Origin of the sequence: Paraburkholderia fungorum (genome assembly GCF_003610895.1) — a bacterium.
Taxonomy (GTDB): domain Bacteria; phylum Pseudomonadota; class Gammaproteobacteria; order Burkholderiales; family Burkholderiaceae; genus Paraburkholderia; species Paraburkholderia fungorum_B.
The window spans coordinates 64,859-91,173 of record NZ_MCAS01000020.1 but is presented as its reverse complement, the minus strand read 5'-3'; the positions used below and the strand labels follow the sequence as shown (position 1 = coordinate 91,173).

Genomic DNA, 26,315 nt, shown 5'->3' with positions numbered 1-26,315 from the left:
ACCAAGACATCATGACGTCATGATGTCTCATATGAACACAGACCGAAGCAGCCAACTCCCTCTTTACGCCCAGGTCGAAGCGGTACTCGCCGCACGGATCGCAGACGGCACGTATCCACCCGGTACACAGCTACCCAATGAAGCGAGCCTGCTGGCAAGTTTCAACATCAGCCGCACCACGCTGCAAAAGACGGTGCAGAACCTGATTACGCGCGGCCTGATTGAAATCCGCCGCGGCAAAGGCACCTTCGTCACCCAGCCCCGCCTCACCCAGCCGCTCACCGAACTGAGCGGCTTTGTCGAGGATATGCGTGCGCACGGACGCCATCCGAGCGCGCGCCTGCTGGCCAGACAGATCGAAAACGCGAGCGAGGCCGTAGCGGCAAGGCTGGCGCTCGAACCGGGTACGCCTGTCGTCCACATTCAGCGCGTACGCATCGCCGACGGCACGCCGCTTTCGTTCGACGAAACCTGGCTGCCGCAAGACATCGGCGAAAAGATCGTCGAGAACGATCTCGAGGCGGAACCGATCTTTACGCTGCTCGAGGAGAAGTACGGCATCGCGCTGATCGAGGCCGAATACCGGCTCGAAGCAATCGCCGCGAATGAAGCCGTTGCGCGGGCGCTCGAGGTCGACGCTGGCAGCCCGATTTTCCTGATCGAGCGAACCTCGTATGACGGCGAAAATCGTCCGGTCGACTATGAAAAGCTGTATTACCGCGGCGATCAGATCCAGTTCGTCACCCGTCTCGCCCGGCGCAAGCCGAACCGCCCGTGACCGGCGTGCATGCGGCGGATCTGGGCTACATCCTGTGGCTCTTCGCGGTGTCGCTTGGCGCAAGCGCACTGGGCGGCATGCTCGGCATGGCGAGCGGCATTTTTATCGTCCCCATCCTGACCATGTTCGGTCACCTCGACATTCACGTCGCCATTGGCGCCAGCATCGTTTCGGTGATCGCCTGTTCATGCGGGGGCGCCGCGCCCTTCCTGCGCGCCCGCCTGACCAATATCCGGCTCGCCGTGGTTCTGGAAACCGCCACCACGCTGGGTGCATTGTCCGGCGTGCTGCTGAGCGGACTCATTCCGGTGCCCGTGCTGTTTTTCATTTTCGCCGTCGTTCTACTGCTCTCAGCCCAGCAAATGCTCGCACGGCGCGCCGATCCGATCGCGAGCCTGGCCGCTCACGCGCCGCACGCATCCTCGTGGGGCGCTTCGTTGCGGCTGGATTCGAGCTACCCGGATCGTGCGCTCGGGCGCGACGTCGACTATCGCGTGCAACGCGTGCCCCTGGGCTTGGCCCTGATGGTCGGTGCGGGTCTGATTTCGGCGTTGCTCGGCATCGGCAGCGGCGTTCTCAAGATTCCGGCAATGGATACGGCGCTGCGCTTGCCGATCAAAGTCTCGTCCGCCACCTCCAATTTCATGATCGGCGTGACGGCGACGGCCAGTGCCGGTGCTTACTTCCTGCGCGGCGAGATCGTGGCGGCAATCGCGGGCCCGGTGGCCTTGGGTTCGGTCGTCGGCGCGGTGCTCGGTGCGCGCGTTCTCACGCGCGTATCGGGCGACAAGCTGCGCGTGCTCTTTGTCGTAGTGCTTACGGTGCTCGCCGTGCAGATGCTGCTCGAAGCATTCGGTGTCCACCTCGGCGGAGCGGCGGCATGAACCGCATCGTATCCACCGCGGGACGGCTCGAACACTGGCTCGCGAAGCTCCTGCATTACGGCACATGGGCGGCAAGCGGCATCATTGCGACCGGCCTTGCAATTAGCCTTCTGAGCCAGCGCGCAAGCCCCCCCGGCAGTGCCCTGCCCGGCATGCCTGTTGTAACCGCCGGCATCGCGCTTTTTATCCTGTTGCCGGTAATGCGGCTTATATTGATGTTAGGGATGTTCCTGCATCAACGCGACTACCGGTTTGGCGCGATTGCTGCGCTCGTGCTGCTGATCGTCGCGGCGGGCTTGCTGGCCGGCGCTGCCTGATCTGCTCGGCACGAACGACCCTGGGTATGATGCGAACGCGCGCCGGTTAGTGTGAGAATCAGCGCCGCGCGGTGTCATTACGCGCTGTCATTACGCTTTCTTGCCGCACCTTGTCATTGCGTTTCGATTTGTAGTTGCAGCCGCGTCTTGCGCGGCATTTCTTCCAGCCACGAGAACCATCATGCCCGCCCAACACGACGAAGTTCCCACCGCCAGCACCAAGCCGGACAAGGCAAAGCGCAAGGATCTGTCCATTGTGTCGCGCAACCTGCTGATGGTTGCGGTCGGCGTGGTGGTCTTCGCGATCGTGGCGACGGTCGTACTCTACGGTCCGATTACCTACGGCGACGAGATTCCCAACTTCGGCATCATTCTGATGCTGACCGTGCCGGTTATCGCGGGCGTGGCCTTCCGGGTGGGACTGGACGCGTGGCTGGACAGGAAATGAGCGGGCTCGACTAGGGCGTGAGCGAGAACACCAGCGGCAACACCACCCACACCTCCAGCCCACCACCCTCACGCGCATGAAACTGCAAACCGCCGTGGTGCAGCCGCGCGATCCGCTCGACGATCGCCAGCCCCAAGCCGGTGCCGCCACTATGCGCACGAGCATTGTGGCCACGCTGAAACGGCGCCTTCAGTTGCTCCAGCTCTTCTGCGGATAGCCCTTTGCCGCGATCGCCAACCGCCACATACACGGCTTCGCCCGTGGCCCAACTTCGCACGGCGAGTCCGCTGCCGCCATAGACGATCGCGTTCTGCATCAGGTTCATCAGGAGCCGCATCATGCTGATCGGCCGATACGCGATGGCGGGCAACACCGCGAGCGAGAGTGCAAACTCGTGGCCGAGCCCCGCGAAATCGCCGGCAAGCCTTTCGATCAACGCATTGAGATCGCCCGGCTCGGCGGCTTCGCGCTCGCCACTGCCCGCGTAATCCATGAATTGCTGCAAGATCGTCTCGATCTGGTCCAGATAAGACTCGGCGGCCACCACAAAGCTGCTGTCGCTGCCGTCCGGCATCGCCATGGCCATCGCGAGCCGCAGCTTGGTGAGCGGCGTGCGGATGTCGTGTGAGATGCCCGCCAGCATCAACGCGCGCGTCGCCTCGGCCTGCTGCAACGCATGCGTCATCTGATTGAATGCACTGCTGACCTCCGCGATCTCGGTCGGACCGTCGGTTGGCAGTGGCGCAGGCGTTTCACCGGCGCTCACGCGCCGCGCCGCGCGCGTCAACTGCCGCAGCGGCTGGTTGAGGTGGCGCTGGATCACGTAGCCGGTCAATGCCGCCAGCGCGCCCAGGCCGAGCGACAACAGGATCGCGGCGTCGAGTCCGGCGCCCTGCGCGTCCTCCGGAATCGGCAGCGCGATCCAGTACGGCGCGTGCGGCGCATCGGCCGGCGCATGCATGCGAATCCACAGGCGCTGGCCACCTTCGGATTGCCAGAGCGCAGGCATATCGGCAGGCAGGTGCGCGCGCAAGCTGCCGAGAAACACGTTGCGCTGATAACTGCGATAGGCACGCAATAAACTGGGTGCCGGTTCAACGGTGGCTTCCGCGGGTAACTGCGCGCGAGCATCGAGGCGCGCGGTCAATTCGGCGCGCGCGTTCGGCGGCGTGGCCTGAAGCAGGCCATCGAGCGTCGTCACATAGGTGGCAAACACCGCGCCCGCACGCTCGACGCGAGGCCGCTGCACATAGTGCAGCAGAACGCCGAGCGAACACACCTGGCTTAGCATCACCAGCACGATCAGCAAGGCGATATTGCGCGCCAGTAGCGTTCTTGGCAGCGCCCGCTGCAGCCACGCGCGCGTCATGAGTCGACGTCCGCGACCAGCATGTAGCCGACGCCCCACACGGTCTTGATGAAACGCGGTTTCGACGGGTCTTCCTCGATGATCTGCCGCAGCCGCAGCACCTGGACGTCAATACTTCGATCGAGCGCGTCGTGATCACGACCACGGGCGCGCGCCAGCAGATTGTCACGGCTCACGGGCCGGTTCGGCGAAGAAGCCAGCGCAACCAGCAGCAACATCTGCGCCGAATGAATCTCCAGCAATGCTCCCGTGCGTGAGAGCTCCTGCTTGCCGACATCGAGACTGAAATCGCCGAAACGCACGCTCTGCGAAGTCACGGTGACATCGCCCGAGGCGATCTTCTGGCGGCGCAGCAGCGCATTGATTCGCGCTACCAGTTCGCGCGGCAGGAATGGTTTGGCGAGATAGTCGTCGGCGCCGATTTCGAGGCCCGCCACCCTGTCGAGCGGATCGCCCTTGGCAGTCAGCATCAGGATCGGCAGCGTTTGCCCCTGCTCGCGCAAACGTGCGCAGATGGCAAGGCCGTCTTCTTCGCCGATCATCAGATCGAGCACCAGCAGGTCGAACGGCTCGCGCTCCAGATAACGGTCGAGGCGCTTGCCGTCTTCCGCGACGCGCACGTCGAAACCGTGGCCGCGCAGGAAACGCTGCAGCATGTTGCGCAGTTCGGCTTCGTCGTCGAGCACGATAATTCTGGCGGGGCGTTCCATACGAAAGCTCCTCGGTTCAGACGTCGGGCGGTGCATGGCGCGCCGCGAGCCGTTTGGCCTCGCGCTGCACCCGCACCTGGAACGACAGGATAAACAGCCATCCTACGATCCTGCCGATGTCCGCGCGGCTCAGTGCGCTGCCCCGCGTTCCTGCATGAATGCCACGATCTGCGGCAACGTAATATAGCCCGCTTTCTGCGTGTCGATTTCATCGAAATGCTTCGCGACCATCGGCATGCCCGCGGCGGCCTGTGCTTTCGTGAGCTTGCCGTCGTTCGTGGTGTTGGCATTCGCAAAGCGCGTCTGCAGCTGTTGCGCCATGCGCTCCATGCGCTGGGGATTGCCGCCCTGCGGTGCGGCCGTTTGGGCGAACGTGACGGTGGATGCGCAGCACAGCAGCACAACGGCGATCAACTTCTTCATGACTGACTCCTTCGATTGAGTCATCGTGCGTCGCCTGCAAACCGCCGCGATCCGTTCGATGACAGGCCGAATTCTTGAGCAAGCCCAGCCGGAAGGCAATTTCAGAATCATGTCGCCATATTTCAAGGTTTCGTGACGCTGCCACGGCGGGCGCGCGCTACCTGTCCAACGCGGTGTCCAACGCCTCATGCGCTTGATACACCCGCACGCTTGTCTTCCGCCCCACTTTCGCGCGACATGAAACGACATAAGTTCGCGCTGCCGTTTCGAACGCCATTTGCGTATCTTTCGTCTGCCGGCGCCACAAACATCCTGGCGCCTCAAGGACCTCAAGCCTGCCAGCGGTCCTGGCGGGTTATCAAGCAATCCGAATCAGTCGCGTGGCTTCCTGCAGGGAAGACGCGCCGTGCCGTTCAAAATGCCTCAGGAGCAACAAGTGAGTATTCGTCTCGTCTGCGCCTCTACCTTCACCGCCATCGGTCTGGCCTGGTGGTCCACCGCGTTCGCCCGGCTGATCGTCACCCTGCCCGCTGCCGTGGTCTACGCACCGCCGCCACGCCCCGTCTATTACTACGGCTACACGCCGCTCAAACCGGTCTATGTGGCGGCACCGCCGCCCGTTCCCCGCCCCCAGACTGGCGCGAATTAAATCATGCACAAGACTGGTTTCTTCCGAAGGCCGCCCTGACAGGACGGCGTCAACCCATCAGATCAATACAGGCGTTTGAAAGCTCGATGTCAACTCAACAAGGCGGCGTGCGGTACGGCGCTTGCTACTCGTTTCGTACTGGTTGTACCACCGTCTGGAGTCCCCGTCTGGAGTCTATTGGTTAGACCTATCTGTCCCACCGACGGCCTCCCGTCTACACGTTTCGTTGCCCATTCATCTCTTCTTCAGGAACGATAGATGAGCTTTCAACAGATAGACAAAGAGATTGCCCATCTCGAACTCGTATTCGGGCAGATTTCCGCCAACGATCGCATTCCGCTGTCCTATTGGCGCCAGCGGCTGCTCATGCTTCCCAGAACGTCGCTGATGCCCGCACAGCGCGCTCGTCTCGCGCGGCTCGACACCGTGCTGCGTGCACTCGAACAGTCCGTGCGAACGCTGGCGGCCGAGCCGCCCATGCGTCCGACGGGCACCTAGCCTAGATCAGGATCCGCGCGGCCAGCGCCAGCGCGAGGGCCGGCAGCATCACCACGATCCCAACTTTCAGGAATTTCATGAAGCTCACGTCCTCGCCCTCGCGGCGAATGGCGTTGAGCCAGAGGATGGTTGCAAGCGACCCCGTGATCGACAGGTTCGGCCCCAGATCGACGCCAATCATCAGCGCGTCGATCACGCGCTCCGGACTGTGCGCCTGCAGCACGGTCGAGCTGGCGATCAGGCCCGCCGGTAAATTGTTCATCAGATTGCTGCCGATCGCGATGATGGCGCCCGCCCAGCCGGCTGTCCCGCGCTCACTGTGCAGCGTCGCGTCTTGCAGCAGGTTGACGAGCGTCCTGATGACGCCGGTGTGATCGAGCATTTCGACCAACACGAACAACGCGGCGACCAGCGGCAGCACGCTCCACGATATTTCCCGAATCATCGGCAGCGGCGATTTGCGCTCCTGGATCAGCACCACCGCGGCGGTGAGCGCGCCGAGTATCGCCGTGGGCAGGCCAAGCGGGACATCGAAGGCGGACACCGCCAGCAGCGCGACGGCGGTCACCGCGATACCCGCAAGCGCAACGCGCCCGCTCGACGACAACACGAGCGGCTCGAGGTCGGTCTCGCAGGTGCCGGCAAGCGCCTCGCGCTGGCTCCAGCGCAACAGCACATAGGTCGCGACAATCGACAGCAGCGAAGGCAGCGTGAAACGCATCAGCCACGCGCCGAGCGCCGGCGTGTGATTGCCGTACAGCACGATATTGGCCGGGTTCGAGATCGGCAGCACGAAGCTCGCGGCATTCGCAATGAATGCGCAGATAAAGAGCAAGGGCAGCGGATCCGTCTTCGCTTTCCTCGCGGCGGCAAATACCGCCGGTGTGAGGACAACCGCGGTGGCGTCATTGGAAAGAAACGCCGTGATGACCACGCCGACCAGATAGACCAGTAAAAAGAGCTTTCGCGGTGAACCTTTGGCGTGGTTGACCGCGTAGACGGCGACCCAGTCGAACAGGCCTTCGCGGCGCCCGACTTCCGATAGCAGCATCATGCCGAACAGGAAGAGGTAGACGTCCGTGCCTTTGCCGACCGCCTCAATGGCCAGATCGACGGGAAGCAGGCCCAGCGAAACGAGTAATAACGCGCCGGCGACGGCCCACACGGCCTCGGGCCATTTGAACGGACGGGTAATGACCCCCGCCGTGGCGGCAATGGCAATACCCCAGGATAGAAAGACGGAATTCACCGGGCAAGTCCTGATTCTGATTTTTGATTTCTGATTTTTGATTGCGCGCGAGCGCGGTAATGGAGCGCAGCATAACTCATGGCCGCGGTGCAGCCGGAGTCGAGGCGCAAGTGGCGTGCCACGCCCTTGTGAACCTATACCCCAGAGACGCGTCGTTTGTACGTCAATGACGCAAGAGCCTCTGGCACCTGACCTCTTCGGGACATTATCTTTTGATGTATCAATACATCGTTCGTTTCAAAGGTCAGTCAGGTCCCAAGGACCTTGCGTATCCCGCGTGCAAAGCCGATATCGAACACTATCCGGCCTAGCTCGTTTACGATCTCGGCGTGGGTGCCCTCCGCCAAACCCTGCTTCTCGAGGTAATCAGCCGAGACACCTTTCTGCAGCGCTTCGCGCTCGGACGGCGTGAGGTGGCGAACGCGTCCTCTCAGGATTCCAACGGCTTGGGCGAGGCGCCCGATGGCTGGGAGCGAAAAATCGCGGGGCCCCGATTCGTGATGCCGGCGACAAATCTCGTGCATCGCCGCCAGTTTGGCTCGCCGATGCGAACGGCCGCCTTTGGCGAACAGCGCGTGCTTCAAGGACCGCCGCACGGTTCTATTCGGACAATAATCGCAACAAGCCTTCCGGGTCGACCGGTTTGGTCAGATGGTGATCGAAACCCGCCTCAGCAGAGCGCATGCGGTCCGTCGGCATGCCATATCCGGTAACTGCGATCAGAGTGATTGCGCCACCGGGTCCAGACTTCCGGAGTTGCTTTGCCACCTCGTAACCGTCCTGATCCGGAAGTCCGATGTCGAGCAGAACGACATCGGGGCCGAAGGTCTCCACCGCGGCGATTCCCGACATGCCATCCGAGCGGGTTTGCACATCGTGCCCTTCGATCGCCAGAAGCATCGCCAATGCTTCGCTCGCGTCTGTGTTGTCATCGATGATGAGGATCCGCTTCGCAGGCATCGGGGTGCGGACAAGCGGTGCATCAACGTCGCCCTCCGCACCGGGGGATGCGCCAATTGGCAGGTCGACGATGAACTCGCTCCCTGTCCTGCCGTCGCTGATTGCCCTGACCGAACCTCCGTGCAACTCGACGAGACGTTTGACCACGGAAAGCCCGACGCCCAGCCCGCTCTGGCGCTGATGGCCCGATGCGGGGCCCTGAACAAACATTTCAAAAAGACTCCCGAGCATCAAGGGCGGAATACCCCTGCCGTTGTCCTTGATGCTGAGCGAAAGCCGGCCAGCCGCCCGGGTCGCACGAAGTTGTATGGTGCCGCCCGCCGGAGTAAATTTTGCGGCATTGATCACGATGTTCTCAATGACCTGCGACAGACGGGTCGCATCCGCGTGTAAATAGACAGGCTCTTCCGGAAGCGAGACCGAGAGCGTGTGATGACGTTCATCGATGATCGGCTGGCAAACCTCGATCGCACTCTGGACCACGGTCTTCAGCAATACGGTCTGCCGGTTCAATTCAATGCTGCCGCTCGTGATCCGCGTGATATCAAGCATGTCGTTCACCAGGTGCATCATTGCCCGTACCTGTCGCTGTATGACACCGGCGGCCCAGTTTTTCCGCGCATCTCCCGCCGATTCGGAGACCAGCAGGTTGCCCGCAGAAACAAGTGCGGCAAGCGGATTGCGGAGCTCATGGCCTAGCATGGCCAGGAATTCGTTTTTCCGGCGGTCGGCAAGCGCAAGCTGGTCCGCACGCTCGCGAAGGTGTTGATTGCTCACGCTTCGATTGGAGAGATCACGTTCTGTCGACGCCACCCCCATGGCATTACCCGCATCGTCCAGCAGGAGCGACATGGTCATCCATACATCGATCACCCGCCCGTCCTTGGCGAGACGCCGCGTTTCATAGGAATGAAACGCTTCGTTGTGCAAGGCCTGCAGGATGAAATCAAGGTGATCCTGCCTTGCGCCCCTTGGCAGCATATTGGAGACGGACATGCGTAGCGCTTCCGCTTCGCTATAGCCGTACATGGCAGTGGCGGCCCTGTTCCATGCGAGGAAACGGCCATTCAGGTCGAATACCGTTATCGCGTCGTTGGAGTCCTGAACAACTGCCGCAAGTCGGCGCGAGCGCTCATCGGCGCGTTTGACGTGGGTGATGTCCGTCCATGTGACGACGACGCCGGCGGGCGCCTTGCCATGAAGCGCGACATAGGGCGTGACCCGCCGCACGTACCATTGCCGCGTAGCCGTTTCAATTTCCCTTTCCGCATTTCCCGTCGCACCAGAAAGTACCTGCTCTACATCCTTCGCCAACGTCTCGCCGAGAGGCGCACCCAGCACTTCGGCGAGAGTGTGCCCAGTATCAGGTAATGCCAGACCGAGCATTCGGGCCGCGCTGGGCGTAAATCGCTTTATCGTGCCTTGTCGATCGAGCAGTAACGTCGCAATCTCCGTGCTCGCGAGAAGACTCGTGACGTCTTCGGCGAGTGCCTCCGCCTGACCGATCTTGTGTTCGAGCTGGGCATTGACCTGGTTCAACTGTTCGTTAACCGCCTGCAACTCTTCTTTCGAAGTCTCGAGCTCCTCGTTGGCCGAGCGCAATTCCTCATTCATCGAAAGAATTTCTTCGTTCGATACCCGTAGCTCGCTGTTACTCTCTTCCAGCTCCTCAATGGTGCTGCCAAGGACGGACTGGGTCGTGCGAAGTTCGCTCTCCAGATGCCAGAGATCCGAATCGATGCCCGACGGGACTGGCGAAGCAGGCCGGTCAATGACGGGCAACCGCGCGAAAATGATGAGCAGGGCCTTGCCGGAATGCGTCGTATCGAAAGGCCGTGTGACGGTGATTTTTACTCCTGGCGTTTCGCCGTCCGACACCACCTCGCTGACAGGGGAGCCAGATTCGCTTTCGCCTGCCCGGCGCAACACGATACGCAATTTCAGGCGTAGGCTCTCCCGGGCCATATCGAGAATGTTGCCTGTCGGCTCTCCCGCTGGTTGCCCCAGATAGTCGTCTGCGGAGCCGCTTACATAGAGCACCTGATGTGCGGCATTGACCAGCACCGACGCGGCGTGATGTTCAGTCAGCAGGGTTGCGTTCACCAGTTCCGCGTAACCCTTGCTTCTCGCACCCATGCGCCCCGTCGGTGGGAATTCCTCGCGGCGCACCGTCAGTGTCGAAAAGCGGTAGCCGGAAACGCCGGGCGCCGCGGCCGGACTGCGCTGGTATATGCGCCAGGCTTTGGACATTTCCTGAAACTGGACGGAATCTGGATCCGTGCTTTCCGAGCGTCCGAGAAACAGATAGCGCTTCGGATTAAGCGAAAAATGAAAAAGCTCGAAAACCCGCTGCTGGGCTTCGGGCTCGAGATAAATCAGCAGATTGCGGCAACTGATGAGGTCGACGCGGGAGAATGGCGGATCGGCGATCAGGTTCTGCGGTGTAAAGAGGATCGTTTCCCGAAGGTCCTGCCGGACCTGGTATCCGTCGCCCTGCGGATGAAAAAAACGATCCAGCCGCGCCTCACCAAGTGGCAGCGCGACACCAGGTGTATAGATGCCGGTTCGCGCCCGTGCGAGGGCCGCACGGTTCACATCGGACGCGAGAATCATGAATTTTCGCGATCCGTTGCGCTTCTCGATTTCTTCGGTGAGCAACATGGCCATGGAGTACGCCTCTTCCCCTGTCGCACACCCCGGCACCCAGACGCGCAATGGCTGATCGCCTTCCGGCTCGTCGAGAAGGTCAGTCAGGACACGTTCGGCCAGCACTTTCCACGCTTCCGGGTCGCGGAAAAACTCCGTCACGCCAATCATCATGTCCAGACTTAGCGCGTCCGCTTCCTCAACCCGGCTTCTCAGTATGTCGCAGTAGGCGTCGAGACTGTTCACCCGGTTCACAGTCATGCGGCGGGCGATACGCCGTTCCATCGTTCCCCGCTTGTACCCTCTGAAGTCGGCGCCGGCCGCAGCCAACGCCCGAAGCACCGGGTCCAGATCGGCCGGATGCTCTTCGTTTTCCATGGCTGGCAGGCTCAAGGCAGCTGGGCGCTCGATGTAGTCGATCAACGCCGCAGGCATCTTGGCCACTGGCAGCACGTAATCGACCAGTCCCGTCGCGATCGCGTGCCTTGGCATCGCGCTGTGCTCAGCGGATTCGGGAGTCTGCGCCATCACCATGCCGCCCTCCGCCTTGATGGCGCGCAGGCCTGCAGCCCCATCGGCATTCGCCCCCGTGAGCACAATCCCGATGGCGCGCTCGTGTTGATCCGCTGCCAGTGAAGAGAACAACCGGTCGATGGGCATCGGTATCTCAGGGCGCCCCACCGCCGGTATCAGTTTGAACGTCCCCTGAGAAACGCCCACCAACACCTTCGGCGGAATGACGTAGACACATCCTGCTCGAATCGGCTCGCCATCTTCAATCATCGATACGGCCAGGGATGTATCCCTTGCCAGCAGCTCGGGCAGATGGCTTTCAGAATCCGGCGATAGATGAACGACGACCACGAAAGCGACGTCGTGTGGCATGGCAGAAGCCGCCCGGAAAAACTGGCCCAGGGCGTGCAGCGCTCCCGCTGATCCACCGATTGCCACGATTCGCGCAGGAGCCGGCGGTGCGACCCGCGAAGATTGTTCTTTTGAGCCGAGCATGTTTTGGGCACCGAATCCGCAGAAATGGGAGTGTAACGTGCCTTCCGCACCATGCCCCATAGAGGTCCGGGTCACATTTCGGTCAGCATTTTCTCACGCATCCGCCAACATACGGTTGGCTCCCCTGGTGGTTTGACGACCGCGACAAATACGCCGCCGGATTATGCGTGCTATTGCAGGTAGAGCAACGACCGTGCCATCGATATCTTCGCAAGATACGAATTCCGTTCGCTTCTCTTGCCGGCCACATATCGGTAGTCAGCATGGAGGATCTCCCTGCCGCACCAGGAATGACCAGAAGAAAATCAACATGGCAACGAAGGAGCAAGTCGCAGGAGGCTCACCTTTCCCCCGGAAGCGATCTGGGACGGCGGTCAATCTGTCGATTTCTTCTGCGAATGCAACAGGGTTGAGCTTTGTCTTTTAGCTGAGAAGCAGGCAACGGCGCGCACCTCGCAAACTCACGCCGTACTGCAAATTTATTCCTCCCAGCAGGCACATCCCGTGCGCCGGATGTTTTCGGCAGTTGATGCCTTGCACGGCAATTTCGCGGTGCAACAGCCAGGGCGTCCGCCCTGAGAGCCAGGCGCCCGGGGTCGGGTGCGACGGGGCTTGCCCTAGCCGCTGCCTGGCCAACCCATCGGCCTATTACCGCTTCGATCCTCGGCAAACCCGATTTCCGGTCGAAGAACGATTGTCTCGCGCCGATCACCGGAGATGTGTCATGTTTATCCACAACAAGCGTTTGCAGTACACCGTGCGCGTCGCGGCTCCCAACCCCGGACTTGCCAACCTCCTGCTGGAGCAGTTTGGTGGCCCACAGGGAGAGCTCGGTGCCGCATGCCGTTACTTTACGCAGGCCGTTGCTGAGGACGATCCTGGCCGGAAGGATCTGCTTTTCGACATCGCGACCGAGGAATTGAGCCACCTCGAAATCGTCGGGTCGATCGTCGCCATGCTAAACAAGAGCGCAAAAGGTCAGTTGGCCGAGGCTGTGGACGCCGAAGCAGAACTCTACCGGTCCATGACGGGCGGCGGAAACGATTCGCATACTACAGCGCTTCTCTACGGTGGCGGCCCCGCACTCACCAATTCAGCCGGTGTGCCCTGGTGCGCTTCCTATGTCGATACGATTGGTGAGCCGACCGCTGACTTACGATCGAACATCGCAGCAGAGGCTCGCGCGAAGATCGTCTATGAACGGCTGATCAATGTGACCGATGATCCCGGCATCAAGGAAACACTCGGCTTCCTGATGACACGGGAGATCGCGCATCAGAAATCATTCGAGAAGGCGCTGCATTCGATCCAGCCAAATTTCCCGCAGGGCAAACTTCCGGGTGTGCCCGAATACACGAGCGTCTACTACAACATGTCAAAAGGTGACGATGCGCCGCGCGGGCCGTGGAACGAAGGACCCGCATGGGAATATGTCGATTCCCCCGAACCGGCGGTCGATGGCGGTGACGGGCTGGCGACGGTCAATGTGTCGAAAAAGGACGTGAAGATGTTGCAGGCCATGGCGTCGCGGACCGCATCGGACACCTCGTCCGATCCGACGACGGGCGCTGACCTGGGCGCTGGGCAAACGGTATAAGTCCTCTGTGCGACAACGGCGAGTAGGGGAACTCGCCGCGTCTTTCCGCTTTCGATCGGTGGGCGCCGGTGAAGGTGAACCGACCCTAACGGTTCACGATGCTACACGGCGGCCAGCGCGTACCGCCGACAATGTTCAAGATAAGCGGTCTCATGGCTACCGGCGAGCTCGACCACGCTGCTCCAAAGCCAGGGCGGCGCATCGATAGTTTTCGACCGGGCCCGCCGGAGCTCTTTCAGCCAGGACGCTCGCGCGCCGTGATCCAGTTGCCGGGCATGGGCGATACCGACGACCTGCGCCAGGTAGCGCGCGACGTCCATCGCACCGGTCTGGGTCAACTGGTCAATCTCGAGCTTGATATCCTGTGGCAGCAGTTCGCGGATCACCACCGGGCGGTTTTGCAGCCGGCCAGCACGCATACGCTCCCCGAGAAATGGTGCAAGATGACGCGCGCCTTCGATAACGCGTTCTGCGTTATCTTTCGGCATGCTGACCCCGGCGTATCTCGGGGCAGCTGCCTTCACGCCCTCCTTTATATCGATCAGGCACAGGTCGTCGCCATCCACTACGCCGCCATCGACATCGAGGAGAACGGCGTAGCGCAGACGTCCTAACGAGCTACAGCCCTTGACCCAATACGCGGCGTCGAGCACAGACACTTCCCCATTATCTTTTCGTCCCTTCAGGCTCGTTGCGAGCTGGCTGATCGATCCCGTCTCGAACAGCGCCGAGATCTCAATTCTTTCGTCTTTTGTGAGTGGCCAGAAACGCTTTCCCAGCGGGATCGTCGGCGTCGTGTCCTCCAGGCGTTCGACTGCCAGATGTTTCCAGGAGCGACGTACCGCCTCTTTCATGACAACGAGCACGCTTTCAGGTCGTTTCAGGCCTTCAATTTCTTTCCGCTTTGTCGCCCGTTCGAACGCGCGCTCGTAACCGTCGGCGAGCGCTTCCAGCATATGGACGGTGGTCAGGCCCGGCAGGTCAGAGCCTCGCGCTGCCGTCGCCAGCGATAGTCCGAGCCGGATAAGATCGTGCGCCGGGTTGCCGATTACAGTCTGGTCCAGATCCCGAATCTGGATTTCCACGCGGCCCTGCGCGTCAGCAACCGGTCCAAGGTTGCCCGTATGGCAGTCGCCACAAATCCATACTGCCGGCCCGTCCGGCAGTGCCTTGCTTTCGCGCGCCTCAAGCCATTCATAGAACTGCATGGTGTTGCCGCGGACATAGGCGTGTGCCGAGCGCGCCATCTTCGCGTTTCGCATCGCGCTCAGCAGGGCCAGCCGCCCCTCCACGTCAGGAGGTGTTTTACCCCGTTTTTTTCCCATATTTTTCTCCACTGATGAGACGGCTCTGGATTGTGAAAACCTGGATCGAGTCACGATCGGACCAAAGACAGACACAGAAATGCGATGCTCAGATTGAGTCTGGCGACAGCCCGCCCGACTCCACCGTGGATGAAGCGCGACTCGTCCTGTCGCCTGTTTGCGAGCCAGGCTGAAGATCAACATCCGACAAACTTCCCGGCTGAACCAACGCTAACAGCTGCCTGAACGACGATGCCGCGACGGCAGCGGTGCCACGGTGCTCCTGGGTATCCTGCGGTGTGTCCGACATAAAACCGAGAAGAAGCGTGGCCGCCGGCGCCCGCTGATGGAGGCGGCGGAGCAGAATGCGTAGATACGCACTCGACTGTCCCGCATCGAGGGAAACAACGCAGATCGTCGTTACCGCCGACAGATCTACCTCTGCCAACTTCTTGCGGGAAAACTGCGCATAGTCGGCAATGTCTGTCTGGATCCCCTCCCGCATCAGAAGCTGAGCAGTGGCCGCCGCCAGCAGCTCGTCCAGTCCTCCCCGGCCGGCGATGCACAGAACCGGGCGGCCCGCTTGCTGCGTTATTTCCGGTGCTCCATTGGCGATAACAGAGAGGGCTGGTTCGGGGGGCGATCGCAGCGCGGGTAGGTCGCGCCCGGCGGGCGTCAACGCCTCCTCCCTAACCGGTTCGTCGATATCCTCAAGTCCATCGATAATATCGAGCAACGCTTCAGTGATACGCATGAGCTGGTCAGGCGGAATCACCCCGCGCATCATGTCGCTATGCGCGAGCTGTAACCCCTCCAGCATGACGCTGTCGTAATAGTCCACCAGTGTCATGTCCTTCAGCAGCGTTTCGGCCTGCTTCAACGCTTCTTCAGGATCGTCCGCCAGTATCCGTTGATAAAAGTTCGCCGGAGGAGTGAGTGGTGGCCGATCACCTAGAAGCACTTCGAGGAACTCCAGTTTGTCGACATGGCGTCCCAGAATTACAAGACACAGAGTAAGGGGCGTAGAAAGAACGAGTCCCACCGGGCCCCAGATCCAGCTCCAGAATATGGCGGCAACAATCACCGCGACGGGGGACAGCCCGGTGCTGTGGCCGTATAGCAAAGGTTCGATAACCTGGCCGGTGATCAGGTCAGTCGCAGCGAAAAGTGCCACTGTCCACAACAGCATCGACCAGTCAGGTCCTGTAGCCGCGAACGTAAGGGCGAGAAGGGCTCCGATCCACGTGCCGACATAAGGCACAAACCGCAGAAGCGCGGTCAGCACCCCGAACAGTACCGCGCCAGGAACACCGATGACAGCCAGGCCGATCGAGATGACAAATCCGACACCCACATTGACGCCGAACTGGGTCAGAAAATAGCGGCTGAGCCGGTGAGCGGTTTCGTCCATCGCGATCGTAGCGCGGTGTAGATCTCGCGAACCGAACAGTCTGATCAGCCGGTCGCGGAGATCCTCTCGCTGAAGGAGAATGAAGATGGCAACGACGAGCACAATGCCCGCCGTCTCAAGCGGGCTAATCACCGGCGATAGAAACCGCTGCGCAAGGGCGAACGGAGACGGCGGCGGTTCCTGGACTGCAACGGGCATGGGTGCCTTGTCCGCCTGCTTTGCCACCCCGGAATCTGATGCAGTTTCTTGCTTTCGAACCGGAACCGAACGTTTGAACAGGCTCGACGCGCTCCCAAGCAGGTCGTCAGCGCGTCCCACCGTGGCGCCCTGCACGCTTTGGATCTTTCTCTCGATAGCGGCCTGGTATCGCGGCAGATCCGCCCCGAGCTGGGCGACCTGAGCGCCGATGAGGGTTCCAACGCCACCCATCACGGCCAGGGCCAGAACCACAGCAATGACAACCGAAGGAAGTTCGCCTAACCGAAGTCGCCGAAGCTGGTTTACGAGGGGTGCCACGAGGAAACTCAGCAGCACGGCCAGCGTAACGGGTATCAGTACCTCACGTCCAAGGTCAAGAGCGCAGATGACAACTACGGCCGTGACCAGCGACGTCAGTTGCCGAAGATTAGGGGCCTCTGGAGGCGCGACCTTGATGGCGGGCCAGTTGGGCCGGTTCGAGGCCATTCCACACTCCTCGATAGATAAAGAGAGGGGCTTGTTCCACAAAACATCGCAAGCGCGGCACGTGTCTGTAGGCGAGTGCGGGCGGTCGTTACATGACAGCGCGAAGTTAGATCAGCCGGCCGCAAGGGCGTCGCTTACCTGGGCGCAAGCAAGGCGCCGGCGCGAGTACTTCGTCCCCGAAAAGACTAATGCACAAACAGCGCGATGAGGATGATGATCGGAATGGGTACGCCGAGCATGAAAAGAAGGATCGAACGCATGGTTGCCTCCAGAAATTGTATTGGTCAGAAACCCTAAAGATCGCGCTGTCGTCCGCCGAACGTTGCCATCAGGCTGGCCGAAAAAGCGCCCATCAACAGTGACACAAAGAGCCATAAGGACGCGAACACGGCCGCTTTGCGCGCCTTGTCGGCGGCTTCCTTCGCGGCGGCCTTGAGATCGTTGAGCTTCTGCTGAAGCCGCGAGTACGTCGTGTCTACGCGCGCCTGGGCGGCTTCCTGGGAAAGCCCGGTGCGTCGCGCGACCAGCAGACCGACATACCGTGTGTCGTCAGCGGAGAGCTGGTCACCCGATGCCAGACTGTTCAGGAATATCCGTAGAACCTCGTCGGTGGGATCCCTGCCGTTCTGTGTGACGCTGCCGGTTACCGCCGCAGTGGCCGGCTGTCGGAAAAGGGAGTCTACAAAATAGCCCATAGGCCAGCTGTTGCCGGCGATGGCTGCGTTGCCGCGTTCGATCGACAGCGGCGCGGTGTTGCCAGCCGCCACCGCGACCTGCGCACCGGTGTGAAAGAGGCCCGAAATTGCCGACGCCAAAAGCGCGGCTGTGACGACCGTCGCTACAGACCAACTCAGAAATCCATGAGCAGTATCACGGAAGTAGGTCTCATCGACATGAAGTGCGACCCAGCGTTTTCTGAGCCGCCCGGCCAGATATCCCCCAAGGCCCGATGCGAGAATCTGCGTCACACAAATCCATACGATGGCGGCAAATCCGAATCGCGCAGCGCTCTCGCCTGCGGCAGCCCAAGGCGATATCGAAGCAAGACCAAGTCCGGAGCCGAGTGTCAACAGGATCAACGTGAAGGCCGCGGTCGCCGCCGCTCCCGCAAAGATCGCGCTCCATGAGACCGCGCTGTTGGATCCCTCCAATAACGTTGCATTCGCCGCGTTCGCGTGCCGGCTGCTCATTCCAATCTCGTCCACGAAGGTCTCCTTTCTGGAAGTCATGTCCCGGGTTATGCCGCTACAGGCCACGCACGGTGTGACGATGGAACGGGGATCGGACACGCATCAACCCAGCATTCTTTGTGCCGGACCCGTTCGGGATGGCCAGAATATCGCGGGCCTTGAAAGTGAGGTCGCCTGGCAGACCGTCCAGGTCGCTCTGAAGATCAGATGCCCGGCAACCCCGATGCAGTTCCAGTCGTGCATTCAGGGCGAATTAGTCAAGCGATAGCTGGGAGGGACGCTTGCAGGTTTCAACGCCTGGAGTAAAGAGCTGGCTTATCCTCATTCACGACGCCGAATGCACCGAATGGACAACCCGCCACCTTGAAATCTTGCGCCAGAATCACTGTGTATTCATACAGCATCCTGAAGCCTGATCATGAATCGCACCGAGGCGGCCGCTCAGCAGATACGTGCCCCCGATGAACGAGCGCGTTCCGTCGATGCTCTCTCGACACAAATATGTATTCCGAGGCGGGGGAATAACATTCAGGCGGCCTCGCGCACTTATTCCATCCCCATTAACGTCACCGCTAGAACAATCTGTTCTCTTCTGCCCGTCTATTCAGTTTTCATTGGCATCCCTACTATCCGCATTCACACGCGACATGCCGCACGCGGTAAGCAGCACACGCATCACGCGCATCACGAATAGCGAGCCTGAACCCATGAAACCCCGTCCCTCAGACATCGAGCATTACAGCGGCCCAGCCATCGCCTTGCACTGGCTCATTGCCTTGCTGATCATCTGCGGGTTCTCGATCGGCTGGATCATGACCGATATCCCCGGCTTTACGCCCGCCAAGCTGAAGTACTTCTCCTGGCACAAATGGATCGGCGTGACCGTCTTCGCGCTGGCCGTGGCCCGCGTGCTGTGGCGCGCCACTCATCGCGCGCCGGCGCTCGATAGCGCGACACCCACGTGGCAGAAGGCTGCCGCCCATCTCGTGCATGGCGTGCTCTACGTTCTGATGCTGGCCATTCCGCTGTCCGGCTACTTCTATAGCTCCGCGGCGGGCATTCAGGTGGTGTACCTCGGCATCGTGCCGCTGCCCACCCTCATCGGCCCCGATCAGGCGCTCAAAGCGAGTCTGCGCACAGTCCACGTACTGCTCAATTACACGTTACTGACGCTCGTTGTCATGCATGTACTCGCGGCGTTAAAGCATCAATTTGTCGACCGCGACGGATTGCTCGCGCGGATGATTCCGTTCCTCAAATAAATCAGCGGCGGGTCACAAACAAGTCACAGGCGATTCACTACCGCCTGTTGGCAATTTAATTCCCAGCGGCGTGCAATCTGCGCGCGCGGGTTCGATAGGATGCGCACCACCATGAAATCAAACCTTTACCACTCCATTCTGGCCGGCGTCGCCGCCCTCTCGTTCTTCGGCGCGGGCCTCGCGCACGCCGATGTCGACACGAGCAAAAGCAGCGTCATCGCCACGACGAAGCAGATGAACGTGCCGGTGGACGGCAAGTTCAGGAAGTTTTCTGCACAGCTGACTTTCGATCCGGCCAAGCCGGCCGCCGGCAGCGCCAACGTGTCGATCGAGACCGGCAGCTATGACCTCGGCGCGGACGACTACAACAAGCAGACCCAAGGCAAGGAATGGTTCGATAGCGCGGCCTATCCGGTCGCCACGTTCGTCTCCAGTGCGATCGCACCGGCTGGCGGCAATCAGTACAAGGTCACCGGCAAGCTCACCATCAAAGGCAAATCGCAGACCGTCGTGGTCCCGGTCACGATTGCCAGCCAGGGCAACACGCAAACCTTCGACGGCGCCTTGCCGATCAAACGCTCGCAGTTCGACGTCGGCACGGGCGAATGGAAAGACACGTCGGTCGTCGCCGACGAAGTCGTCATCAAATTTCACATCGTCGCTTCGAAGAAGTAACGAAACACACCACAGCGCCTCAACACTTTCTGAAACCTGGAGAATCACTTGAAGAAACAACTTTTGCTCGCCGCGGGCGCACTGGTCGCCGCTATGTCGTTCAACGCCATGGCCGCGGACACGTATCAGCTCGATCCCATGCACACCTACCCGAGCTTCGAAACCGACCACTTCGGCGGCCTCTCGATCTGGCGCGGCAAGTTCAAGAAGAGCAGCGGCACCGTGGTGCTGGATCGCGCGGCGAAGACCGGCACGGTGGACGTGACGATCGACATGAGCTCGATTGACATCGGCAACGACAAGCTCGACTCGGAACTGGTCACGGAGAAGTTCTTCGACGCCGCAAAGTATCCGAACGCGACCTACAAGGGCACGCAGATCCGCTTCGACGGCGACAAGCCGGTGGAAGTGATCGGCACGCTGACCATGCACGGCATCACCAAGCCGGTCAACCTCAAGATCGAATCGTTCAAGTGCATGATGAACCCGATGCTCAAGCGTGAAGTGTGCGGCACCGAATCGACCGCCACGTTCAATCGCGACGATTTCGGCATCGACTTCGGCAAGACCTACGGTTTCAAGATGCAGACCACGCTGCATATTCAGGCTGAAGGCATCAAGCAGTAATCGCTCCGCTGTCCCTGCTCCTGCCGCTTGCACGACACGCTCGCGGCAGGCAGTGGTATCACGCCCTCCCTTTCATTCGACACCGCCGTCAGCGCCGACAGTCGATTCGTCCGAACAATGCTCCCGATCCGCTGAATCACCCCTAAAAACAGCACTCGTCTGATCAATAGGCCGAATTCACTCACCTGTTTGTCGCGCATGACAGGTCTTTTCCTTCCGTTTCATCGCACGCGAAAACTTGAGCGCGATGAACCGCCATAAGTACCCGCTTTTCGCCGGTTTGAGCCGCATGGTTAAACCTTAAAGTCGCCACCACGGAATTAACCCCTTGTTGGAGACTCTGCGGTGAATCAGGTAAAAAAAGCGGCACTGGCCGCGGCGATGGCAATGATGACGACGGGAGCCGTCCATGCGCAGGAAGTCTATGTACACGGCGGCACACTCGGCGCAGGGATTGGCGCCGCGCTGCCGTTGAACTCGTGGGCCGGCGTGCACGCGGAATTCGAAGGGCTTGGTTTCTCGCATTCGGTCAACGTCAGCGGCAACGATTACGACGGCCACCTCAAGCTGCTGCAAGGCGGCTTGTATCTCGATCTGTTCCCGTTTGCGTCGAGCGGATTTCGCGTGACAGCCGGCGCACTGATCAACGACGACGAACTGACGGCCCACGCCACGCCGAACGCGCAAGGCAACTACAAGATCGGTAACGACTTCGTACCAGCCGTAGGCGCCGCGCCTTCGGTCACCGCCACCATGCCGCGCGTGATGCCCTACCTTGGCATCGGTTACGGCCACAAACCGGTTTCGAGGGGTTTCGGTCTGACGCTCGATCTCGGCGTGGCCTATGGCCGCCCACGTACGTCGTACAGCGTGCCGCAAATCTATGCGGCCTATACGACGCAGGCGAACATCGATCAGGAAGAACAGAACCTGAGCAACAAGCTGGAGCGCTACAAGCTGTATCCCGTGGTTCAGATCGGGGTGAGCTACCGGTTCTGACGCGGTACCCCGCCAGATTCATCAGCAACGCGCCTTTAGCCCGTCGGGCTAAAGGTTTTTTGCCGTTCCCCATTCGAGAGCGTCTTCACATTCGACGCACAAACAGGCTCGCCGCGCTGACAAGCTCTTGTTATAATTCTCCCACCAAGTCGAACAAAACATAACGTTCCCTCACACTGCGCGACAGGACCTCCATGCTGAAACCCGACCGCCTCCGCGCCCTCGCCGATGCGCTGGCCAAGCAGAGCGTGATGCGCCTGCGCGACGCCGCCAGCCTGCTGGACGTATCCGAGATGACTGTCCGGCGCGATATCGCAGGCAGTCCGGAACGATTCACCTATCTCGGCGGCTACATCGTCAGCGCGACCGATCTGCCCAACACCGCCGGTTATTCGCTCGAAGAAGAGAAGGATCATTTCGCGCAGGCCAAAGCCGAAGCATCGGCGATCGCGGCAAAGCTCGTCGTCGACCACGAAACGATCTTTATCGACTGCGGCACGACGCTCACCACGCTTGCACGCCTGATTCCACTCGAGCGTCACGTCACCGTGGTCTGCTATTCGCTGAACGTGGCGGAAATTCTGCGGCGCAAGCCCAATGTGCGGATGATTCTGCTGGGCGGTGTCTACGTACCGTCCTCAGATTCGTTTGCAGGCGAAGAGAGTCTGGAGATGCTGCGCCGCATGGGCATCAACAAAGCGTTTATTTCCGCGGGCGGCGTCGATAACGCACGCGGCGTCACGTGCTGGAATTTTCACGAAGTCGCGCTCAAGCAGGCGGCCATGGCGAGCGCCGTCGAACGGCATCTGGTTGTGGACCAGAGCAAGTTTGGTGTCGTCAAGGCGGTACGCTTCTCACAAGTCGACGACTTCGATTCCATCATCACCGAAAAAGGCCAGGAGCTTCGCAAGCGCAAATAAATGCGCTTGTGCCTCCCGGCATCGTGCCATCGAGCAGCCGGCTTTCCGTTGTCAGCTTTTGCGCTGTAAAGCGAACAGCGTCCCGGCGATCAGAATGAACGCGCCGATAATCACCTTCTGCCAGGTACTCGGCACACCAACCAGAATCAGCACGCTGTTGATCAGCGTGACCAGCACCACACCAAGCAGGGTGCCGGCCACCGTCCCCGTGCCGCCCGTAATGCGCGCGCCGCCCAGGATCACCGCGGCGATCACATCGAGTTCGGAGCCCACCAGATCGAACGGATTCGCGAGCCGGTTGTTCGATACATGCAGAATGCCCGCAATACCGGCGAGCATGCCGGTATAACCGAACACGAACAGATGGATCGCGCGCAGGTTGTAGCCGAGCCGCTCGGCGATCGCGAGGCTGCCGCCCATCGCATAGACACCGCGCCCCATCATGGTCCGGTTCAGCAGCCACCACGTCACAATGGCGGCCGCCACCAGCGCCAGCACCGAAATGGGCAGCACCGCGCGCAGGCCTTCGCTCGTGTGATAGAAAAACAGCGGAATCCGCCCGAAGTGATCCATGCTGTGCGGAATGTTCATGAAGAACGTCGTGCCGATGAACGTCAACAGCAGGCCGCGATACAGATACTGCGTGCCGATCGTGACGATCAGCGAAGGCGCTTTCAAACGATGCACCAGCAGGCCATTGATAAGTCCGAGCAGTACGCCGCCCAGCGCGCCGGTGATCAGAATCAGCGCGAACGGCGCGTCCGGCCACCACGCGAATACCGCCTTGGTGATGCCGTACATCGTCAGCGCGGCGATTGCCGTGAACGAGACATCGATACCGCCGGACGCGAGCACAACGAGCGTGCCCAGCGCGAAAAGCGACATCGTGGTGGCGGAATGCAGCAGATCGAACAGCGTCGCGAGTTGAAAGAAGCGCGGATTGATCGCGCCGACAATCACACACGTCGCCGCGATCAAGGCGACGGTGAACCATTCGGGGTTGCGCGAAAGTCTGGCCCGCAAGGTGGGCGGCTTGACCTCGGGTGCGACTTCAACAACGCTCGGGGTGGTCATGGTCTGGTTCATGCGCGAGGGGATCCGCGTGTTCATGGGTATCGGTGTCCTTTATGCGGCTTCCGAAAGCAGCGCGCGATACAGGTCGCCTTCGCTCAACGTGTCGGCCTGATACTCGCTCGCCACACGCCCCTTCTTCATCATCAGGATGCGGTCGCAGTTCTGCAGCAGCTCGGGCAGGTCGTCGCTAATCAGAATGATGCCGATACCGCGTTGCGACAGGCGCTGCATGATGCGGTAGATGATGTCCTTCGATCCGACGTCGACGCCGACCGTCGGCCCATGCAGAATCAGCACGCGCGGATCGATAGCCAGCCAGCGGCCAATCAGCACGCGCTGCTGATTGCCGCCCGAGAGCGACTGCACGGGTTTGTCGACACCGGGCGTCGCGATCTGCAAATCCTTCACGGTCTGTTCCGCGAGCGCTTGCGCACGCGTGCGGTCGATCTGGCCGAAGCGGTCCCGCAGGCTGGAGATCATTGCGGTAATCACGTTGTCGCGGATCGGCTTGTCGAGAAACAGCCCTTCATTCAGGCGGTCTTCCGGCACGTAGCCAACGCGATGATGTTTCGCGTCCGAAGGCGTACGCAAGGAAATCGCTTTGCCATCGAGCATCACCTGCCCCGACTGCGCCGGGGCAACGCCCGCGAGCGCGCGCGCAAGTTCATTGCGCCCCGAATCGAGCAGACCGGTAATGCCGAGAATCTCACCGCCGTGCAGCGCGAACGACACGTCGCTAAATTGGCCCGTGCGCGTGAAGCCGCGCACGTCGAGCACCACCTCCTCGCTAAACGCGCCTTCACGATAGCGCTCGTTCGACAGGTGGCGCCCCGTCATCAGTTCGCTGATCTGCGCCTTGGTGAACTGCGCGATGGGTCCCTGCGCCATTTTCTGGCCGTCGCGCAGCACGATGACCTCGCCGCCGATTGCGTAACACTCGTCGAGCTTGTGGCTCACGAACAGCACCGTGACGCCTTGCGCGCGCAGATTCGCGAGCACGGCGATCAGATTGTCGACTTCCTTTTGGGTGAGCGACGTGGTGGGCTCGTCCATGATGACGAACTTCGCCTCACTGGCAATCGCGCGCGCAATCGCGACGAGCTGACGCGTGGCGAGCGGCAATTGCTCGATCAGGGTCGCCTGAAACTCGGCGTCACCCGGCAGGCCCACCGATTCCAGCGCGCGCGCCGCCGTGCGCGCGAGCGCGCGCCGGTCGAAGGTCCGCGCGAGCCGGCCTTCGTGCGTGGCCAGCTCGGCGGTGAGCGCGACGTTTTCCGCCACATTCATGTTGGGCAGCAGCGAGAGATCCTGATAGACGGTCTCGATTCCCGCCGCCAGCGACTCCAGTGCCGAGAGCCGCGCATGCCGAACACCTTCGATTACGAGTTCGCCTTCGTCGGGCGGCTGCGCACCGGAGATGATCTTGATTAGCGTGCTCTTGCCGCAACCGTTCTCGCCGAGCAGGTGATAAATCTGACCGCGCTCGAACGACAGGCTCACCCCGCGCAACGCGTGCACGCCGGTGAAACGTTTGTGCACGCCGACAACCTGAAGAAACGGTTGCGGCGTCCCGGTTCGCGCTGACTGCGGTGACACTGCGTCTCGGTTCATATCAGAACGGATACTGCTTGTAGTTCGATTTGTCGACGTTCACCCAGCCCTGGCCGCGCACGATGATCCCTTTGCCCGGTCCCTTGGCGACGGTGACTTTCGTATACCCCGGAATGCCGAGATCGGCGCCGTTCTCGACCGTCTTGCCGTCGATCAGCATCTGCGCGACCTTATTCATCGCAATGCCCGCCAGCTTGGGATCCCAGAAGGCAATGCCGTTGATCGCGCCACTCTCGAGGAACTTGCCTGCTTCGGTCGGCAGGCCCGTACCGTAGACGCAGATCTTGCCCTGCATGCCGGCTTCTTCAACCGCGCGGCCGATGCCGATCACGTCGAGCGAGGACGAGCCCTGGAAGCCCTTCAGGTCCGGATGCTTGCGCAGCACTTCCTTCGCGACTTCATAGGCACGCTCGCCGTCGTTATTGGTTTCGAGCTTCGGTTCGACCAGATCCATCTTCGGATACTTCGCCTTGGCGTTGCCGATCCCACCGTCGGCCCATTGCACCTGCGAGCGGCTGCCAAGCGAACCGACCAGCACGGCCCATTTGCCTTCGCTATGCATGCACGAAGCGAGGCGTTCGTTCAGGCCGGCGCCGTAGGCCGTGTTGTCGAATGCTTCGATGTCGACCATCGTGTTCTTCGCATTGTCGGCTTCATGGGTCACCACCTTGATGCCGCGATCCATCGCCTTTTTCAGCGCGGGTTCGAGCGTCGGCGGATCGTAGGGCACCACGGCGATCGCGGTGACCTTCTTCGCGATCAGGTCTTCAATGATCTTCAGTTGCTGTGCCGCATCCGCACGGCCGGGGCCGGTCTGATACGCGGTCACGCCCGGGTTGTCTTTCGCGAACTGCTTGACGCCGTCGTCCATCCGGTTGAACCAGTTGATGCCGGTCACCTTGACGACCGTGACGATCGTCTCGTTGGTTGCCGCGTGCGCAGCGGCAATCACGCCCACTGTAAGAGCGCCAGCTGCGAGCGCGGTACCCAGTCGAGTCAATTTCATGCGATGTCTCCTTTAT

General features: G+C 61.0%; 24 protein-coding genes. 12 read left to right on the top strand and 12 right to left on the bottom strand.

Going from position 1 to position 26,315, the window contains the following annotated elements:
* The first annotated feature begins 31 nt into the window (after positions 1–31).
* From BCY88_RS19845 to BCY88_RS19830, 4 genes are all read left to right on the top strand, one after another.
* Positions 32–778: a GntR family transcriptional regulator gene (locus tag BCY88_RS19845; protein WP_120345899.1), complete on the top strand. Its 747-nt coding sequence runs from the start codon at positions 32–34 to the stop codon at positions 776–778.
* Positions 775–1,662: a sulfite exporter TauE/SafE family protein gene (locus tag BCY88_RS19840; protein ID WP_259461459.1), complete on the top strand. Its 888-nt coding sequence runs from the start codon at positions 775–777 to the stop codon at positions 1,660–1,662. Before BCY88_RS19845 ends, BCY88_RS19840 begins: the two co-directional genes overlap by 4 nt.
* Positions 1,659–1,979: a DUF1634 domain-containing protein gene (locus tag BCY88_RS19835; RefSeq protein ID WP_259461458.1), complete on the top strand. Its 321-nt coding sequence runs from the start codon at positions 1,659–1,661 to the stop codon at positions 1,977–1,979. Before BCY88_RS19840 ends, BCY88_RS19835 begins: the two co-directional genes overlap by 4 nt.
* A 181-nt stretch (positions 1,980–2,160) precedes the next feature.
* Entirely contained in the window at positions 2,161–2,427 is a 267-nt protein-coding gene (locus BCY88_RS19830) for a hypothetical protein (RefSeq protein ID WP_120345898.1), read from the top strand.
* A gap of 10 nt (positions 2,428–2,437) precedes the next feature.
* Here the strand turns inward: BCY88_RS19830 and BCY88_RS19825 are convergent, their stop codons facing one another.
* The 3 genes from BCY88_RS19825 to BCY88_RS19815 form a co-directional block, all read right to left on the bottom strand.
* On the bottom strand, positions 2,438–3,796 hold the full coding sequence (locus BCY88_RS19825; protein WP_120345897.1) for an ATP-binding protein: 1,359 nt from the start codon (positions 3,794–3,796) through the stop codon (positions 2,438–2,440).
* Positions 3,793–4,506, bottom strand: coding sequence for a response regulator (locus BCY88_RS19820; RefSeq protein ID WP_120345896.1), 714 nt, complete (start codon positions 4,504–4,506; stop codon positions 3,793–3,795). Before BCY88_RS19820 ends, BCY88_RS19825 begins: the two co-directional genes overlap by 4 nt.
* A 129-nt stretch (positions 4,507–4,635) precedes the next feature.
* Positions 4,636–4,929: an EF-hand domain-containing protein gene (locus tag BCY88_RS19815; RefSeq protein WP_120345895.1), complete on the bottom strand. Its 294-nt coding sequence runs from the start codon at positions 4,927–4,929 to the stop codon at positions 4,636–4,638.
* A 436-nt stretch (positions 4,930–5,365) separates the two neighbouring features.
* On the opposite strand from BCY88_RS19815, the gene BCY88_RS19810 reads away from it, so the two are divergent.
* Positions 5,366–5,578, top strand: a complete 213-nt coding sequence (locus BCY88_RS19810; protein WP_259461457.1) for a hypothetical protein — start codon at positions 5,366–5,368, stop codon at positions 5,576–5,578.
* A 258-nt stretch (positions 5,579–5,836) separates the two neighbouring features.
* A complete protein-coding gene (locus tag BCY88_RS19805) occupies positions 5,837–6,076 on the top strand; it encodes a hypothetical protein (protein ID WP_120345894.1) in 240 nt (79 codons plus the stop codon).
* A gap of 1 nt (position 6,077) precedes the next feature.
* On the opposite strand, the gene BCY88_RS19800 is transcribed toward BCY88_RS19805, so the two are convergent.
* From BCY88_RS19800 to BCY88_RS19790, 3 genes are all read right to left on the bottom strand, one after another.
* On the bottom strand, positions 6,078–7,325 hold the full coding sequence (locus BCY88_RS19800) for an arsenic transporter (RefSeq protein WP_120345893.1): 1,248 nt from the start codon (positions 7,323–7,325) through the stop codon (positions 6,078–6,080).
* A 248-nt stretch (positions 7,326–7,573) separates the two neighbouring features.
* Positions 7,574–7,909 (bottom strand): gamma-mobile-trio protein GmtX, encoded by a 336-nt coding sequence (gene gmtX, locus BCY88_RS19795; protein WP_259461456.1) that lies wholly within the window; start codon positions 7,907–7,909, stop codon positions 7,574–7,576.
* Positions 7,910–7,925: 16 nt separating this feature from the next.
* Positions 7,926–11,939: a chemotaxis protein CheB gene (locus BCY88_RS19790; RefSeq protein WP_120345891.1), complete on the bottom strand. Its 4,014-nt coding sequence runs from the start codon at positions 11,937–11,939 to the stop codon at positions 7,926–7,928.
* 724 nt (positions 11,940–12,663) lie between these two features.
* On the opposite strand from BCY88_RS19790, the gene BCY88_RS19785 reads away from it, so the two are divergent.
* Complete coding sequence (locus tag BCY88_RS19785) at positions 12,664–13,536, top strand: manganese catalase family protein (RefSeq protein ID WP_120345890.1); 873 nt, start codon at positions 12,664–12,666, stop codon at positions 13,534–13,536.
* Between the two features lie 101 nt (positions 13,537–13,637).
* Here the strand turns inward: BCY88_RS19785 and BCY88_RS19780 are convergent, their stop codons facing one another.
* The 3 genes from BCY88_RS19780 to BCY88_RS19770 all read right to left on the bottom strand — a co-directional run bounded on the left by BCY88_RS19780 (position 13,638) and on the right by BCY88_RS19770 (position 18,140).
* On the bottom strand, positions 13,638–14,861 hold the full coding sequence (locus BCY88_RS19780) for a DUF2252 family protein (protein WP_120345889.1): 1,224 nt from the start codon (positions 14,859–14,861) through the stop codon (positions 13,638–13,640).
* 88 nt (positions 14,862–14,949) lie between these two features.
* The gene (locus tag BCY88_RS19775) at positions 14,950–16,935 is read right to left on the bottom strand and encodes an AI-2E family transporter (RefSeq protein ID WP_120345888.1); all 1,986 of its coding nucleotides are present in this window, start codon (positions 16,933–16,935) and stop codon (positions 14,950–14,952) included.
* A gap of 293 nt (positions 16,936–17,228) precedes the next feature.
* Positions 17,229–18,140, bottom strand: a complete 912-nt coding sequence (locus tag BCY88_RS19770) for a hypothetical protein (RefSeq protein WP_259461455.1) — start codon at positions 18,138–18,140, stop codon at positions 17,229–17,231.
* A 692-nt stretch (positions 18,141–18,832) separates the two neighbouring features.
* Here BCY88_RS19770 and BCY88_RS19760 point away from each other — a divergent pair.
* The 5 genes from BCY88_RS19760 (at position 18,833) to BCY88_RS19735 (ending at position 22,608) form a co-directional block, all read left to right on the top strand.
* A complete protein-coding gene (locus tag BCY88_RS19760; protein ID WP_120345925.1) occupies positions 18,833–19,387 on the top strand; it encodes a cytochrome b in 555 nt (184 codons plus the stop codon).
* A gap of 111 nt (positions 19,388–19,498) precedes the next feature.
* The gene (locus BCY88_RS19755) at positions 19,499–20,062 is read left to right on the top strand and encodes a YceI family protein (RefSeq protein WP_120345924.1); all 564 of its coding nucleotides are present in this window, start codon (positions 19,499–19,501) and stop codon (positions 20,060–20,062) included.
* A gap of 48 nt (positions 20,063–20,110) precedes the next feature.
* Positions 20,111–20,689 (top strand): YceI family protein, encoded by a 579-nt coding sequence (locus BCY88_RS19750; protein WP_120345885.1) that lies wholly within the window; start codon positions 20,111–20,113, stop codon positions 20,687–20,689.
* Positions 20,690–21,070: 381 nt separating this feature from the next.
* Positions 21,071–21,688 (top strand): hypothetical protein, encoded by a 618-nt coding sequence (locus BCY88_RS19740; RefSeq protein ID WP_120345923.1) that lies wholly within the window; start codon positions 21,071–21,073, stop codon positions 21,686–21,688.
* Positions 21,689–21,882: 194 nt separating this feature from the next.
* On the top strand, positions 21,883–22,608 hold the full coding sequence (locus tag BCY88_RS19735) for a DeoR/GlpR family DNA-binding transcription regulator (protein WP_120345883.1): 726 nt from the start codon (positions 21,883–21,885) through the stop codon (positions 22,606–22,608).
* 51 nt (positions 22,609–22,659) lie between these two features.
* On the opposite strand, the gene BCY88_RS19730 is transcribed toward BCY88_RS19735, so the two are convergent.
* Genes BCY88_RS19730 through BCY88_RS19720 form a run of 3 tightly spaced genes read right to left on the bottom strand, consistent with a single transcriptional unit; the run spans position 22,660 to position 26,299 of the window.
* The gene (locus tag BCY88_RS19730; RefSeq protein WP_120345882.1) at positions 22,660–23,718 is read right to left on the bottom strand and encodes an ABC transporter permease; all 1,059 of its coding nucleotides are present in this window, start codon (positions 23,716–23,718) and stop codon (positions 22,660–22,662) included.
* Between the two features lie 15 nt (positions 23,719–23,733).
* On the bottom strand, positions 23,734–25,293 hold the full coding sequence (locus BCY88_RS19725) for a sugar ABC transporter ATP-binding protein (protein WP_120345881.1): 1,560 nt from the start codon (positions 25,291–25,293) through the stop codon (positions 23,734–23,736).
* Between the two features lies 1 nt (position 25,294).
* Positions 25,295–26,299, bottom strand: a complete 1,005-nt coding sequence (locus BCY88_RS19720) for an autoinducer 2 ABC transporter substrate-binding protein (RefSeq protein WP_120345880.1) — start codon at positions 26,297–26,299, stop codon at positions 25,295–25,297.
* Positions 26,300–26,315: the final 16 nt, after the last annotated feature.